Annotated in this window: 16 protein-coding genes and 1 tRNA gene; 3 read left to right on the top strand and 14 right to left on the bottom strand. The window is 65.2% G+C overall.

All coding sequences use genetic code 11. From position 1 onward, the window contains the following. Positions 1-11 precede the first annotated feature (11 nt). Positions 12-650, top strand: coding sequence for an RNA chaperone Hfq (hfq, locus tag EAH84_RS02865; RefSeq protein WP_277753714.1), 639 nt, complete (start codon positions 12-14; stop codon positions 648-650). Beyond that, on the top strand, positions 647-1936 hold the full coding sequence (gene hflX, locus EAH84_RS02860; RefSeq protein ID WP_140867435.1) for a GTPase HflX: 1290 nt from the start codon (positions 647-649) through the stop codon (positions 1934-1936). The genes hfq and hflX overlap by 4 nt, the downstream gene beginning before the upstream one ends. On the opposite strand, the gene mazG is transcribed toward hflX, so the two are convergent. From mazG to EAH84_RS02815, 9 genes are all read right to left on the bottom strand, one after another. Then, a complete protein-coding gene (gene mazG, locus EAH84_RS02855) occupies positions 1923-2657 on the bottom strand; it encodes a nucleoside triphosphate pyrophosphohydrolase (protein ID WP_140867433.1) in 735 nt (244 codons plus the stop codon). The genes hflX and mazG overlap by 14 nt on opposite strands. Before the next feature lie 90 nt (positions 2658-2747). After that, entirely contained in the window at positions 2748-3326 is a 579-nt protein-coding gene (locus EAH84_RS02850; protein ID WP_140867430.1) for a retropepsin-like aspartic protease family protein, read from the bottom strand. Next, complete coding sequence (locus EAH84_RS02845) at positions 3323-4087, bottom strand: MBL fold metallo-hydrolase (protein ID WP_140867427.1); 765 nt, start codon at positions 4085-4087, stop codon at positions 3323-3325. Before EAH84_RS02845 ends, EAH84_RS02850 begins: the two co-directional genes overlap by 4 nt. Continuing rightward, positions 4084-4860, bottom strand: a complete 777-nt coding sequence (locus EAH84_RS02840) for a TatD family hydrolase (protein WP_140867424.1) — start codon at positions 4858-4860, stop codon at positions 4084-4086. The genes EAH84_RS02845 and EAH84_RS02840 overlap by 4 nt, the downstream gene beginning before the upstream one ends. Next, complete coding sequence (gene metG / locus EAH84_RS02835; RefSeq protein WP_140867421.1) at positions 4860-6407, bottom strand: methionine--tRNA ligase; 1548 nt, start codon at positions 6405-6407, stop codon at positions 4860-4862. The genes EAH84_RS02840 and metG overlap by 1 nt, the downstream gene beginning before the upstream one ends. A 45-nt stretch (positions 6408-6452) precedes the next feature. After that, on the bottom strand, positions 6453-7427 hold the full coding sequence (locus EAH84_RS02830; protein ID WP_140867419.1) for an AAA family ATPase: 975 nt from the start codon (positions 7425-7427) through the stop codon (positions 6453-6455). Between the two features lie 16 nt (positions 7428-7443). Next, positions 7444-8607 (bottom strand): D-alanyl-D-alanine carboxypeptidase family protein, encoded by a 1164-nt coding sequence (locus tag EAH84_RS02825; protein ID WP_140867416.1) that lies wholly within the window; start codon positions 8605-8607, stop codon positions 7444-7446. Positions 8608-8633: 26 nt separating this feature from the next. After that, the gene (locus EAH84_RS02820) at positions 8634-9350 is read right to left on the bottom strand and encodes a septal ring lytic transglycosylase RlpA family protein (RefSeq protein WP_161978314.1); all 717 of its coding nucleotides are present in this window, start codon (positions 9348-9350) and stop codon (positions 8634-8636) included. Next, positions 9334-10374, bottom strand: a complete 1041-nt coding sequence (locus EAH84_RS02815; protein ID WP_140867414.1) for a lytic murein transglycosylase — start codon at positions 10372-10374, stop codon at positions 9334-9336. The genes EAH84_RS02820 and EAH84_RS02815 overlap by 17 nt, the downstream gene beginning before the upstream one ends. 95 nt (positions 10375-10469) lie before the next feature. Here EAH84_RS02815 and EAH84_RS02810 point away from each other — a divergent pair. Continuing rightward, positions 10470-10559, top strand: a tRNA-Ser gene (locus EAH84_RS02810). Positions 10560-10582: 23 nt separating this feature from the next. Here the strand turns inward: EAH84_RS02810 and EAH84_RS02805 are convergent. The 5 genes from EAH84_RS02805 to bamA form a co-directional block, all read right to left on the bottom strand. Beyond that, positions 10583-10909 carry a PilZ domain-containing protein gene (locus tag EAH84_RS02805; protein WP_140867411.1) on the bottom strand — a complete coding sequence of 109 codons (327 nt, stop codon included), beginning with the start codon at positions 10907-10909 and terminating at the stop codon, positions 10583-10585. 35 nt (positions 10910-10944) lie between these two features. Beyond that, positions 10945-11178, bottom strand: coding sequence for a 50S ribosomal protein L31 (gene rpmE, locus EAH84_RS02800; RefSeq protein WP_140867408.1), 234 nt, complete (start codon positions 11176-11178; stop codon positions 10945-10947). Positions 11179-11288: 110 nt separating this feature from the next. Beyond that, a complete protein-coding gene (gene fabZ / locus EAH84_RS02795) occupies positions 11289-11756 on the bottom strand; it encodes a 3-hydroxyacyl-ACP dehydratase FabZ (protein WP_140868389.1) in 468 nt (155 codons plus the stop codon). 26 nt (positions 11757-11782) lie between these two features. After that, positions 11783-12535 (bottom strand): OmpH family outer membrane protein, encoded by a 753-nt coding sequence (locus EAH84_RS02790; RefSeq protein WP_140867405.1) that lies wholly within the window; start codon positions 12533-12535, stop codon positions 11783-11785. Next, positions 12535-15255, bottom strand: a complete 2721-nt coding sequence (gene bamA, locus EAH84_RS02785; protein ID WP_241656427.1) for an outer membrane protein assembly factor BamA — start codon at positions 15253-15255, stop codon at positions 12535-12537. The genes EAH84_RS02790 and bamA overlap by 1 nt, the downstream gene beginning before the upstream one ends. Positions 15256-15315: the final 60 nt, after the last annotated feature.

Genomic DNA, 15315 nt, shown 5'->3' with positions numbered 1-15315 from the left:
GACGGGGGCGGGTGGACTTATCGGGCCGCCGACCTAGATTACGACGATGGCGCCTTGCAGGGGCCGATCCGACGCCGGGAAACGGCGCAGTAGCGGGCGTACCGTCCCGCCAAGAACCGAAAGCCGATCACATGGCCGACAAGCAGGGGTCGCTCCAGGACCTCTTCCTCAATTCCCTCCGCCGCTCGAAGACCCCGGTGACGATGTTCCTGGTCAAGGGCGTCAAGCTGCAGGGAATCGTGACGTGGTTCGACAATTTTTCGGTGCTGCTGCGCCGCGACGGCCAATCGCAGCTGATCTACAAACATGCGATCTCGACGATCATGCCGGCCGGACCGATGGACGTCGCCGAACTGGTCGAGGGGATGGGAGAAGCGCCGAAGAAGAACCCGTTGTTGCAGGATATTTTCCTCAACGCGGTGCGCAAGTCCGACGATCCGGTGACGATGTTCCTGATCAACGGGGTGATGCTGCAGGGGCAGATCGCGGGGTTTGACCTGTTCTGCATGCTGCTGCGGCGCGAGGATATGGCGCAGCTCGTCTACAAGCACGCGGTCTCGACGATTCAGCCCTCGCGGGCGCTCGACCTCGCGGGTGAGACCGAGGCCGATGACGACGACACCGACGACGATGGTGCGGACCAAGCGTGAGCGATGGCTTCAATCGTGACCGCGACGATCTGGCGCGCGGCGGCAAGGCGATCGTGGTGTTGCCCGAACAGGGTCATGCGGAGCGCGACGCCGACGCACGGCTGGAGGAAACCGCAGGGCTGGCGCTGGCGATCGGTCTTAACGTCGTCGAACGCCACGTCTTTCGCGTCCGCGCGCCCAAACCCGCGACGCTGATCGGCAGCGGGCAGGTCGAACAACTCGCCGCGATGGCGCGGATGGAGGACGCCGATCTGGTCGTGTTCGACGCCAGCCTGTCGCCGGTCCAGCAGCGCAATCTCGAAACCGCGCTCGGCACCAAGGTGATTGACCGGACCGGGCTGATCCTCGAAATCTTCGGCGAACGCGCGGCGACCGCGGAGGGCAGGCTCCAGGTCGAACTGGCGCATCTCGATTACCAGGCAGGGCGGCTCGTGCGGAGCTGGACCCACCTCGAGCGGCAACGCGGCGGCTTCGGCTTTCTGGGTGGTCCCGGCGAAACGCAGATCGAGGCGGATCGCCGCTTGATCCGTGATCGGATGGCGCGGCTGCGCAAGGAACTCGATCAGGTCAGCCGCACTCGCGGGCTCCATCGCGACCGGCGCCAGCGCGCGCCATGGCCAGTGATCGCGCTGGTCGGCTATACCAACGCCGGAAAATCCACGTTATTCAATCGGCTGACCGGCGCTGACGTCATGGCGGAGAACCTGTTGTTCGCGACGCTCGACCCGACACTGCGCCAGATCAGTCTGCCTGGCATCGACAAGGCGATCCTGTCCGACACCGTGGGATTCGTGTCAGACCTGCCGACCCAGCTCGTCGCCGCCTTCAAGGCGACGCTCGAAGAGGTCGTGTCCGCCGATTTACTCCTTCATGTCCGCGACATCGCGCATCCCGATACCGAGGCACAGCGCAGCGACGTCGAGACGGTGTTGGCGGACATCGGCGTTGCCGCGACCACGCCGCGGTTCGAGGCGTGGAACAAGCTCGACCTGCTCGATCCCGATGCGCGCGAGGCGATGATGGCGTTGGCGGCGCGGCGCGACGACGTCGTCACGCTGTCAGCGCTGAGCGGGGAAGGGGTGGCGGACCTGGTCGATCAAGTCGCGACCCAGCTGACCGCGGCGCACCGGCGCTATACGCTCTCGCTCGACGCGAGCGACGGCGCAGGCGCGGCGTGGCTCCACGCCCACGGCGACGTGCTGCGTCAGGATACCGACGGCACCGCGATGACCTTTGATGTCCGCCTGTCGCCTGCAGACCATGATCGCTTCGTCAGTCGCCCTTGACGCGCTGCCACAACGCTTCTTTTTCATCGAGGGAGAGCGCCACGAAGGCGTCGCCCGCGCGCTCCTCCATCGCACGGAACCGGCGCTCGAACTTGGCGTTGCCGGCCCGCAGCGCGGCTTCGGGATCGACGCCGAGATGGCGCGCCCAATTGACGACCGCGAACAGCAAATCGCCTATTTCCTCTTCCACCGTCTCTGCCGAAGCCGCTTCGATTTCAGCAACTTCCTCATCGATCTTCGCACGCGGTCCCGCCGCGTCGGGCCAATCGAACCCGACCCGTGCCGCGCGATTCTGCAGCTTCTGCGCGCGCAATAACGCGGGGAGCGGGATCGCGACCCCGTCGAGCGCACTCGTCGCGCCGCGGGCGTTACGCTCGTCGGCCTTCAGCTCTTCCCAGCGCGGCGGCGAACCCGCGTCCGCATCGCCGAAGAGATGCGGGTGCCGTCGTTCCATCTTGTCCGAAATCGCCGCGACCACGTCGGGGAGCGCAAAATGACCAGCTTCCTCCGCGATCCGCGCGTGAAAGACGACCTGCAGCAGCAGATCGCCGAGTTCGTCCTTGAGGTCGACCATATCGCCACGCTCGATCGCGTCGGCGACCTCATACGCTTCCTCGATCGTATACGGCGCGACAGTCGAGAAGGTCTGCGCGACATCCCAGGCGCAGCCGCGCTCCGAATCGCGCAATCGCGCCATGATCGCGACCAGCCGCTCGATCATGTGAAGGGCCGATCAGGGGAGGACAGCAAAAGCCGCTCCATGAGCTCGCATGTCAAATCGATAATATACATTATGTAAAATGTATTCCTATTATAGAGTAAGGATGAGGGTGCCCTTTTCGACCCGCCAAGACGCCAGCCGCGACAGGAAGTTCATCCCCAACAGGTCGAGATCGCCCGCGGCGGGCGATACCACCACGCCAAGGTCGTCGATCGCAATGCTGCCGACGACGACGTGCCTGGCGGTCGCGCTTTGCGCACTGATCGTGCCGTTGGCGGTCTCGAGTAGCACCGGAAACGAGCTTTCCCCGGTATCCAATCCCGCGGCGCGTGCGGTCGCGACCGACAACGTCGTCGTCGTCGCGCCGCTATCGATCAGCATTCGCCGCGATACGCCATCGATCGTCACGTCCGCCCAGAAATGGCCATCGTGCGCCATCTGGATGCGGGTTTCGCTCCCCGTTGTCCGCTGGTCGCTGAATAGCGTTGTGAGTCCCTCGAAGCGGGAACGCTGGCTGACCAGCAACAGCGCGATGCCGAAAATCGCCAGCCACGCGAGCGCCATCGTCGCGGTGCGGGCGATCGGCAGTCGCCGCGCGAACAACGCCGATAGCGGCAGCAGCAGGAACAGCCCGTAGAACACGACATTCGCGACTCGCGCGCCGCTCATCGCGGCAGGACCAGCCCGTCATACCCCGGCTCGACGCCATCGGGCAGTTCGGCGCACAGCGTCGCATAATCCATCGTGTGATCCATGTGGACCAGCGCAGTCTGCCTCGGCGCAAAGCGTTCGACCCAGCCGAGCACCGTAGCGAGGTCAGGATGCGTCGGGTGCGGCGCGCGGCGCAGCGCGTCGACGATCCAGACGTCCAGACCCTGATACAGTGACGCCATATCCGCTGTCATCTCGTTGAAATCGGTGGCGTAACCGATCGCGACGCCATCCGCCTCGAACAAAAGGCCGACCGAATGGATTGAGCCATGCGGCTGGTCCACCGCGGTGATCGCGACGCCGCCGATCGTCAATCGATCGGGCAATCCCGCCGCGGCGATCGTCGGTGGATACCCGTCGCGCCCGGAAAAGGCATAGGCGAAGCTATCGGTCAGCGCGGCGAGCGTGTCGGGCCGCGCATAGCCCGCGACCGGCGCGCGAAGCGCGTGGTAGACCTGGCGGAGATCGTCGATGCCATGGCAGTGATCGGCATGGTCATGCGTCCAGATGACCGCGTCGATCGTCGCGATGTCGGCGGCGAGAAACTGCTCGCGCATGTCAGGGCTGGTGTCGATCAGGATGCGGGTGTCGCGATGTTCGACCAGGATCGACGAGCGCAGCCGCCGGTTGCGTGGCTCGGTCGGATCGCACGCGCCCCAGTCGTTGCCGATCCGGGGGACGCCCGACGAGGTGCCCGATCCCAAGATGCGGACTTTCACGCGCGCGCCTTGGAAAACAACTTAAAGAAGTTGTCTGAAGTATGCGCAGTAAGATATTGGTAATCTTCGTCCCGTAGGGTGGAGAGGAATCTCGCTGTGTCTGCGACAAAGGCGGGTTCACCGCTCTTGCCGCGGTGGGGGACGGGGGCGAGGAACGGCGCGTCGGTCTCGATCAGCAGTCGCTCTAGCGGCAGGCGCGCCGCGGTGTCCTGCAGATCCTTCGCGTTCTTGAACGTCACGATGCCCGATATCGATATATAACAGCCGAGCTCCAGCGCCCGGTCGGCGAACGCGCCGCTCGCGGTGAAGCAATGGATCACCGCGGGGAATGCCCCCTTCCCCATCTCATCGGCCAGGATCGCGAGTGTGTCCTCCTCGGCGTCGCGGGTGTGGACGATGATCGGCAGTCCGGTCTCGCGCGCGGCGGCGATGTGGATCCGGAAACTCGCCTGTTGGCGGGTGCGATCGGAATGGTCGTAATAATAATCCAGCCCGCTTTCGCCGATCCCGACGACGCGCGGATGCGCGGCGCGCGCGACCAATGCAACGGTATCGACGTCGGGATGCTGATCGGCCTCATGCGGATGCACCCCGATCGATGCCCAGACATCGGGCTCGCGCTCGGCGGTCGCGATTACCTCGTCCCATTCGCGTTCGCGGGTCGAGATGTTGAGCATCGCGGTAACCCCCGCGGCGCGCGCGCGAGAGAGAATCTCGGGTTGCTGCTCCGCCATCCCCTTGTAGTTGAGGTGACAATGGCTGTCGGCGAGCATCAGGCGGCCTCGACCGGCAGTTCGAGCCGCGGGAAGATCGGGGTCGGCGACGCGATCCGGAATCCGCTGGCAACGATCGCGTCGTACCAGCCGTCATCATCGATCGCGGCATGGTCGCGCGCGTCGGCGCCGAGCTGATCGAGCACCTTGCCCGCCGATTGCGGCACGACCGGCAGGATCGCGATCGCAAGCATCCGGATCGCGCGAACCAAGGTGCGCAGCACCGCGTGCATCCGCTCGGGGTCGGTCTTGCGCAATGCCCAAGGCGCCTGCGCATCGATATATTGGTTGCAGGCGAAGACGCCGCGCATCCAGGCCTCGATCCCCTGCGACAGCGACAGGTCGGTGAACCCAGCCTTCAGCGCGGCACAAGCCACGACTACCTGCTCGATCACCATGCCATCAGCCTCGTCGGACCTGCCGGTGTCGGGAAAAGCGCCTGCCAGGTTCTTGGCAATGAACGACAAGGTTCGCTGGGCGAGATTGCCGAAGCTGTTGGCGAGTTCGGCATTGACCCGCGCCACGATCGCTTCGGGCGAATAGCTGCCGTCATGCCCGAAACTGACATCGCGCAGCAGGAAATACCGCAGCGCATCGACCCCGAACGCCTTCGCGAGGCCATCCGGATCGACGACGTTGCCGAGCGATTTCGACATTTTTTCGCCGCGTTGCAGGACGAAGCCGTGGCCGAACACGGTCGTGGGCAGCGCGATCCCCGCCGACAACAGGAAGGCGGGCCAATAGACCGCGTGGAAGCGGACGATATCCTTGCCGATCAGGTGGATATCGGCGGGCCAGTAGCGCCAATCGTCGCCCTTCTCCGGGTAACCCGCGCCGGTCAGATAATTGGTCAGCGCATCGACCCACACATACATCACATGGCCGTCGCTGCCCGGCACGGGCACGCCCCAGTCGAAACTGGTGCGCGATACCGACAGGTCGGACAGCCCCCCCTCGACGAACCGGACGATCTCGTTGCGGCGGGTCTCGGGGCGGATGAAATCGGGGTTGGCGGCGAAATGATCGAGCAGCGGCTGTTGATAGTTCGACAGGCGAAAGAACCAGCTCTCTTCGGCGGTCCATTCGACCGGGGTGCCTTGCGGCGACAACCGGGCATCGCCCTCCCCGGTCAGTTCCTTTTCGTCGTAATAGGCTTCGTCGCGGACCGAATACCAGCCTTCGTAACGGCTCAGATACAGGTCGCCCTTGGCCTCCATCGCCCGCCAGATCGCTTGGCTCGCGGCGTAGTGATCGGGCTCGGTGGTGCGGATGAAGCGATCATAGGAGATGTTAAGATTGTCGCACATCGCTTTGAAACAGGACGACATCTCCGCGGCGAGCTCGGCGACCGGTTGGCCCGTATCCCGCGCGGTCTGGACCATCTTGAGGCCGTGTTCGTCGGTGCCGGTCTGGAACCGCACGTCGCGCCCCGCCTGGCGGTGGAAGCGCGCGATGGCATCCGCCGCGATCGCCTCATAGGCGTGGCCGATATGCGGGCGACCATTGGGATAGCTGATCGCGGTGGTGATATAAAAAGGGTCGCCCATGCCCGCGCGTCTAGATCATCGTCGCGGCGAGGTGAAGCCTGACGATCAGCGCAGCCGCGCGACGATCCCCGCCATTTCGAAGACGGTCGCCTGCTGATCGAGCGTCAGCCCCAGCGCCGCCGCGGCCAGATCGCGCGCCGCCGCATGTGCGTCGAGCGCGGTCTTGAGCTGGTCGCCCGATCGATCCCGCGCCGCGCGTGCGATCAGCGCGGGCGCGCGCTCCAGGAACGCCTGATACCGCGCGGTCGCCGTCTTGCCCGCCAGTGCCTTGGCCAGCTTGATGCGGCGCGCGTTGTCGCTATCGCCGTCGCTCGCGATTCCGGCAATCGCGGCATCGAGTGCGGCGATGTCGAGCCCGGCATAGCGGAGCGCGCGGCCGGGTGCCCCCTCACCTGCGCGCGCCATCGCGACCAACTCGTCGGGGCCGATCTCGGGCTGCCGCGCGCGGATCGCGGTGGCGACGTCCTCCTCGTTCAGAGCCTCGAATCGAAGCAACCGGCAGCGCGACCGGATCGTCGCGAGCAAGCGCCCCGGCGCGTGGCTAATAAGCAGGAAGATCGTTCCCGCCGGTGGTTCCTCGAGGCTCTTGAGCAACGCGTTGGCGCCCGACCGTTCGAGATCGTCGGCGGCATCGATCACGACGACGCGGCGCGCGCTCATCGACGGTCGTGTCGCGAACATCGGTTGGAGCGAGCGGATCTGTGCGATCGTGATGCTGCGCGCCAGATCCTGATCGGGTTTTTCGGGATCCTTGGGCAAGCGCGATAGCAGCCGATAATCGGGATGCGATCCCGCCTCGATCAGCGCGCGCGTCCGATTGCCGGGGGGCAGGTCGATCCCCGCGGGCAGATCGCGGTCGGCGGCGGCATCGGCGAGCAGTCGCGCCGCCGCGGCCCTGGCGAAGCTCGCCTTGCCGACGCCTTCCGGCCCGACGAACAGCCAGGCGTGGTGCATCGACCCGCCCGCCAGCGCCGCGGCGAACCCGGTCCTGGCGGCGGTATTGCCGACGAACGGCGTCACGCCGTCACGGCGCGCGTCACAGGAGCGACCGCAGCCCCGCCCAGGCACGCCCGAAGAACCCGGCCTTGCCCACGTCGGTCGCCGCGACCAGCGGCAGATGCTGTTCGGGAATGCCGGGGGAGGTGACGACGAGGTCGGCGATATGGTCGCCCGCCTTGATCGGGGCCTTGATCGGGCCTTGATAGACGACCTTGGCGTTCAACACCGGCACCGCACCCGCGGGCAGGGTCGCGGTCAGCGGCGTCGCCGCCACCAGCCCGACGGTGGCCGAATCGCCGAGCTGGACGTCGGCGGTCGTCACCTGCTTCCCCTTGGCGACCAGCGGCTTGGCCTGCCACGCCCGAAATCCCCAGTTCATGAATTTGACCGATTCCTCGATCCGTTGGTTGGAGCTGGTCAGCCCGGCCAGCACGATCACCAGGCGACGGCCATTCTGTTCGGCCGATCCGGTGAACCCGAACCCCGCCTCCTCGGTATGGCCGGTTTTCAGGCCGTCGGCCCCGGCGACCCGACCGAGCAACGGATCGCGGTTCGCCTGGGTGATGTCGTTGCCCGCGCCCAGCGTCTTGCCCCAGGTAAAGCTGGGGAGCGAATAATAGCGTTTGTAGAGCGTCGGGAAATCCTGGATCGTCGCGGTCGCCAACTTCGCGAGATCGCGCGCGGTGACATAGGTCACGCCATTGTCAGGCCAGCCGTTCGCGGTGCCGAAATGGCTGTTGGTCAGGCCCAGCCGCCGCGCGGTCTGGTTCATCCGGTCGGTGAACGCCGTTTCGGTGCCCGAAATTCCCTCGGCGAGCACGACGCACGCGTCGTTCCCCGACAGCGTCACGATCCCTTTCAGCAGATCGTCGACGGTCGGCTGCTCGCCGACTTTCAGGAACATCGTCGATCCCCCCCCGGCGCCATGCCAGCGCTGCCACGTCTCGGGGCGGACCTCGAAGCTTTGATTCGCCTTCAGCTCGCCCTTCTTGAGCATGTCGAACGCGACATAGACCGTCATCATCTTCGCCAGCGACGCGGGCGGCATCCGGCGATCGGCATCCTTCGCATACAAAATCGACCCCGACGACAGGTCTTCCATGAACGCGATCGGCGCGGGCGTGTCGAATTGCGGTGCGGCGGCGATCGAAGGAACCGCGATCGCGATGACGGCGAGCGGCGCGAGGATTAGCTTGTTCATCAATAAGGTTCCGTGTCGGTGATCGTTCAATCCGCAGGCAGGATCTGCGCGTCGCCATAGCCATGTGCCGCCACCGCGTCACGCGCGGGTTGCACGTCTTTCGCCGCCAGCGGGCCGATTTGCACGCGATAGAGCGATCCTGACGCCACCACCGCCGCGCCCAGCCGCCCCGCCAGTGCCTGGGCACGCGCAAAATTGGAAAAGGTTGCGATCTGGACGCGGTAGCGGCGCGTAGGATCGAGGTGGAGCGGAGCCCGCGTCGCGCGATCGTCGCTCGCCACCGGCACCACCCCACCCGACCGCAGCGCGGCAGGCCTCCCCGCGAGCAAAGCCGCGGCCTCCAGCGCGGTCGGGTGGTAGGCGCGCACCTTCACCCGCGTCACCGATCGCCGTCCAAAGCCGAGTTGCTGCGCCGCGCCGCGCGACAGGTCGATGACGCGATCACGCCGCCCCGGCCCGCGATCGTTGATCAGCACGACGACCGAGCGCCCCGTGTCGACATCGGTCACCTCGACATAGGAGCCGAGCGGCAGCGATCGGTGCGCTGCGGTAATCCCTGCGGGATCGAACCGCGCGCCCGATGCGGTGCGATTGCCCGCCAGTTCGTCGCCATACCAGCTGGCGAGTCCAACACTTTCGTAATCGCCGTAACTGCCCGCACTCACCACCGCGGCATGGCCGCTGCCGCCGCTGCACGCGGTCAACGCCAGCGCCAGGGCGATCAGGCTAGCCCGCGACGGCATCGGCGAGCAGCCCGACCGACAGCGCGTAGAAATTCGAACAATTATAATCGAGGATGACGCGATAATTGCTCGTCAGCAGATAGGCGGTGTCGCCCGCGCCGTCGGGTTCGAGCAGCGTCGCCAGCACCGAATCGGCGGGCCAGCGCCCACCCTGCGGTACGATGCCGAGCGCGCGCCATTCCGCCATAGTCCGCCACGCGCTGTGGCGTTCGAACACCCGCGGGCAACGCGGCGAGACGAGCCGGGTTTCGAGCGTCGATCGATCGAGCCCGCGCGGCACGGTGACCGCGATTCCCCACGGCTGCCCGGCGCGCCAGCCCGCATCGACGAAGTAATTGGCGATCGAAGCGAGCGTATCCGCCGAGCTGTTCCAGATATCTATCCGGCCATCGCCATCGCCGTCGCGCGCGATCCTGAGATAGACCGAGGGGAGGAATTGCGGATTCCCGGTCGCGCCCGCCCAGCTGCCTTGCAACTGGCTGCGGGTCACCCCGCGGTCGAGCATCTTGAGCCCGGCGATGAACTCGCCCGCGAACAGCGACCGACGACGGCCTTCATAGGCTAGCGTCGCCAGGCTGCGGAGCAGATCGAAATTGCCGGTATAGCCGCCGTAATTGGTTTCATGCCCCCAGATCGACACCATGATCGATTCGGGAACTCCCGTCCGATCCTCGATCCGCGCGAGCCGCGACCGGTTCTCGCGATACGCCGCCTGCCCGCGCCGGATGCGTGCGTCATCGACATGCCGCGCCTTGTACGGCGCGAACGGCGGAATCGCGGTCGACCCGGAGGTGCCGCCCGGCTGGCCGCGATCGAGCTCGATCACGCGCTGGTTGAGTGTCAGCGTCGGGAACACCGCAGCGCTAGTCCGCTCCGATACCCCCGCCGCAGCCGCCTGCTGGCGGAGCGTCGACAGATAGGACTGAAATCCCGATTCGTCCTGTGCCGCGACGGGTCCGCCGAACGCGAGCGCGACCGCTGCGATGGCCGCGTAGCGCGCTACCCTGCTGATATTCCCCCACATGCCGATGAACGTGCCACATTCGGTGCGCGTCGGGTACCCCGCGTCGTCGCGGCTCTTGCACAGATGGGCGTGTCGCGCCTATCGGAAGCCCGCGCGGAGAGGTGGCAGAGTGGTCGATTGCTGCGGTCTTGAAAACCGCCGTGGGTTCACGCCCACCGTGGGTTCGAATCCCACTCTCTCCGCCAGCCCCGGTAAGCCGCCGACGGGGTCAGCCGGCGACAATGCCACCCTGCGCTTCGACGAGAAGCGCGAAAACATCGGCGTCGATCGGTTTGCGAAACTGGCAGCCGCCGATAAAATCGTCGGCCCACATGACGTCGGCCGCGATCGAGCCGACTTCGGGGAGCGTCAACCAGATCGTCTCGCCGCGCTTCAGCGCCGAATAGGTTTGCAGCTTGGCGCCGTGGATCGAGATGTCGACCACCTTGCACAGCGTCCGCCCGGCCTTGCCGAGGCGCGCGTCGAGCGACACCGGCGCGCGCGGCGCGCGGCGGCGGCTGTCGGTCTTGGCGGATTCGAACTCGGCGGCGAACATGGCGTGGAGCCTACGCCGCCGAGGTTAACGCGGCGTTAGCCCTTGCGGAGCGTCAGCCCGCCGCCGAAGCGCTTGTTGAAGCGCGCGACCTGGCCGCCCGCGTCGAGCATCGTGCCGCGACCGCCGGTCCAGGCCGGATGCGCCAGCGGATCGATCTCGAGCGTCATCGTGTCGCCTTCCTTGCCCCAGGTGGAGCGGGTTTCGTACACGGTGCCGTCGGTCATCTGGACCTTGATCATGTGGTAGTCGGGGTGCGTATCGGGCTTCACGTCTATTCTCCGGATGCGGCTGGTTTCCGACCAGCCAAAAGGAAGGCGCGGGCCTAGCGGAGGGGCGCGCACAAGTCAAAGTTCACGAAAGGTGACGGCAAGCCGACCCGCTAGGCAGTTTTGGGCGGATCGGCGATCATCGCGGTAAAATTCGCTTCCGCAACCACTTGGCCGTCGATCTTCGCGATGCCAGCGAACTTGCAGACCGAACTACGCTGCTGGACGAAGCTAGCCTCGAGGCGGAGCAGCACGCCGGGTTCGACGGGTTTCCGAAACTTCGCGCCGTCGATCGCCATGAAGTAAACCAGCTTGCCCGATCCCGCGAGACCCAGGCTCTCGACCGCGAGGATCCCCGCCGCTTGCGCCAGCGCCTCGACGATCAGCACGCCGGGCATGATCGGGCGCCCCGGAAAATGCCCCTGGAAGAAACCTTCGTTGATCGTCACCGCCTTGATCGCGACGATCGACGTGTCGAGGATCAGTTCCTCGACCCGATCGACCAGCAGCATTGGGTAGCGATGCGGCAACGCCGCCATGACGCGCTGGGTATCGTAATTGGCGATATCGAGCGCGGTCATGGTCGTGGCGTCGGACGCGGTCTCGCTCACCGGCCTTCGTTCTTCTTGCCCTTGGCGGGTGAGGGCGCGGGTGCCGCCGCACCACCGGTCGCCGACGGGGTCGGCGCGGCGGTGCCCTGCGCGGCCTGCTGGCGCCGCAGTTCGTTGATGTAGACCGCTTGGCGATACTGGTTGAGCAGCTGGACGGTGTCCTGGCTGGGCTGGAAGTTGGCGGGCGCGGCGATGCTGATCGACGGCGTCGTGCGATCGATTTCCGCGATTACCGCTTCGGTGATGTCGGTCGCGGGCGGCGCGTATTGGACCGCGTTGGGCGCCAGGACGATATTGATCCCCTTGGCCTTTGCCACCGCCTGAAGCGCGGGTTCGTACTTCTGACTGAGCATTTCCAGCGCATAGGCCTGTGCCTTGATCGCTGGCTGGCGCAACTGGTCGATCGCGGGCGACGCCTTGGACTGCGCAGCCTTGACCTGCGCGCCGATCGCCGATTGCGCGTTCTGCCCGGTAGCCAGTTCGGCCTGCGAAATCTGGCCGTCCTTGTTGGTGTCGATCAGCGTGCGGATCTGGGTGTTGAGCGCCGTGTCCTGCGCCGCGGCCTGATCGAGCTGGGTCTTGTAAGTCGTCGAAATCTGGGTGTTGGCCGCGGCGAACGCCTTAGCGCTCAGGATCGAGGCATCGGGCGACGCGGTGGCGATGCCCGCGGTCTGGGCCGAGGCCGCACCGCTGGCTACCAGCGTGGCAACCGCGATCGCGGTGAGCGAGATGGTGGTGAACTTGGTCATCAGAACTGTGTCCCTACGTTGAACGTTACGAGTTTGGGGTCGTCGCCGGGCTGGGTGAGAATGGCCTTGGCGACATCGATCCGCAGCGGACCGAACGGCGAATTCCAGTTGACCCCGATGCCCACGGTAAGCCGCGGACTGGCAGAGTCGCCCAGGAAGGTTTCCTTGAATGGGGCGATCGAGGTCGAATAGATCGTGTTGGTCGATGTGCCCGTGCACGCACTGCCGGCGGTGGCGGAGAACCCGACCATGCAAGTGGTGATGGCCCCGACGTTGGTCGTATCGGTTGGTGACACGATGTAGAGTTGGTTGCCCGCAGCATCCTTGATCGGGGTCGTGATCGGCAGCACCGTGACCTTGCCACTGGCATCGGTGATCGTCGGGAAGGTGGCGGTCGGCAACGGCCGGGCAATCCCGAACAAGCCACCGATCTGCGCATAGATCGACGGTCGCAGCCCGAGTTCGCGTGCACCCGAGCCCAGCGGAATCTCAAGCTCAGCGCGCGCCAGATAATAGGCCCGCCCACCCAGCGCATCGTCGACGATCTGATTGCGATCGGTAACCAGGATCTGGCTGCCGCTGGTATCGGTCGTATAGGACTGGCGCAGCACGCGCGGCCCGACGCCGCGGATGTCGAATCCGCGGAACTGCGGCGAGCCGAGGTAGAAACGATCGGTGATCCGGACCTTGTCGATCCCGGGTCCGCGGCTCTTTTCGAGGCTGGCGATATAGCCGCCCTCGCCCACCACCGAGAACACGAAGCCCTTGCCGATACCCCAATATTTTGCGCCGTTGACCGAGGTGCGGATATATTTGACGTCGCCGCCGAGCCCCGCGAAATCCTGGCTCAGCGAATAGCGCGATCCGGCGGTCGGGCGCAGGCGGCTGTTGAGGCTGTCGTAGATCACCGAATAACCCACCGACGAGGTCAGGCGATTGCCGATCGAATCGCACAGATAGCGCCCTGCCTTCAGCGGATCGCATACGCCGCCGGTGAAGAAGCTGTTTTCGTCGAGCCCGACTTTGTCGTACGACAGGCCGTAACGCCCAGACAGCGACCAATATTCGGTCAGCGGCACCCCGGCACGCACCTGGAAGCCCGTACGCACCTGCGAATAGGTGGTCTGTCGCTGGTTTCCGTTAAAATTGAACTGGTTGAGATCCTGGCGGAACGCGTCGAACGCCAGCGCGATATTCTTGTCGAACAGATAGGGTTCGGTGAAGCCCAGATTGACCGACTTCGAATAGCTCGAATAATTGACGCCGGCGCGCAGTTCCTGCCCCTTGCCGCGGAAATTGGCCTGGGTGATGTTGGCCTGAACGATGAACCGTTCAAGGCTGGAATAGCCGACCGACAGCTGGAGCTGGCCGGTCGATTTTTCCTCGAGATTGGTCTCGAGGACGATCCGATCGGGAGCCGACCCCGGAACCTGCTTGATTTCCATCTTGTCCTGGAAATAGCCCAGGCTGTTGATCCGGTCCTGGCTGCGCTTGAGCTGGAAGCTGTTGAATGCATCCCCCTCCGCCAGGCGGATTTCGCGGCGGACCACCTTGTCCTGCGTCTGCGTATTGCCGTTGATGTCGATCCGCTCGACATAGGTGCGCTGCGCCTGCGCGATGTGGAAATTCATCCCCATCGTCAGCGTATCGGAGTCCTTCTGGAAATCGGGGTTCACATCGGTGAACGCATAGCCGAACAGGCCCGCGGCCTCGCTTAGCTGATCGACCGAATCCTCGACCAGCTTGGCGTTGTACCATTCGCCCTTCTTGATCGGCAACGATGCGGCAAGCCGCTTGTCATCAAAGTCGCGGATTTCGCTGTCGACGGTCACGTCGCCGAATTTGTAACGCTTACCCTCCTCGACGACATAAGTGATAATGAAATCACGCTTGTCGGGGGTGAGTTCGGCGATCGCGGAGGTGACGCGGAAATCGGCGTAGCCCTGGGTAAGGTAGAATTGGCGCAGCTTCTGCTGATCGTAGTTCAATCGATCCTGATCGTAGCTGGTGTTCGACGACAGGATGCGGAAGAAGCGCGCCTGCTTGGTCACCATCTCGCCACGCAGCTTGTCGTCGCTGAACACGTCGTTGCCGATGACGTTGATCTGGCGGACCTTGGATTTCGCGCCTTCGCTGATCTCGAACACCACGTCGACCCGGTTCTGGTCGAGATTGACCATCTTAGGGCTCACGACCGCAGCGAAGCGACCCTGGCGGCGATAGAGTTCGATGATCCGCGCGACGTCCTGGCGCACCGCGGTCCGCGTGAAGATCTGCCGCGGGGCGAGCTTGACCTCCTTGGTGATCTTGTCGGTCTTGAGCGATTTGTTGCCTTCGAAGATCACGCGGTTGATGATCGGATTTTCGCGAATCCGCACCACGATGTCGCCGGTTTCGACCCCCGAGATCGAATAGTCGGCGAACAGATCGCTGGCCTGAAGGTCTTTCAGCGCCTGGTCGAGCGTTTCCGCGGAATAGGGAATGCCGACGCGCAGCTTGGTGTATGAAAGCACCGTCGCGGGTTCGATCCGCTGCGATCCTTCGACCCGCAATGTCTTGATGATCCGCTCCGGCGCGAGGGCCGGTGGGGTCGCAACCGGGGACGTCGGCGCAGCCGCAGTCGCTGGAGCCTGTGCGACCGGACCGGACGTCGCGGGATCGGTCGCGCCCGGCACGGTCTGGGCAAAGGCGGGAACGCTGGACAGGACCGTGCTCGCCAACAGGATGGCGCCGGCCCGGACGTATGTCGAACTCTTGATAGCTGTCACTCAACCCACCCC

The organism is Sphingomonas oligophenolica, assembly GCF_006438955.1.
Lineage (GTDB): Bacteria > Pseudomonadota > Alphaproteobacteria > Sphingomonadales > Sphingomonadaceae > Sphingomonas > Sphingomonas oligophenolica_A.
Note: the sequence above shows the minus strand (reverse complement) of the source record. Positions and strands in the feature narration are given on the sequence as shown.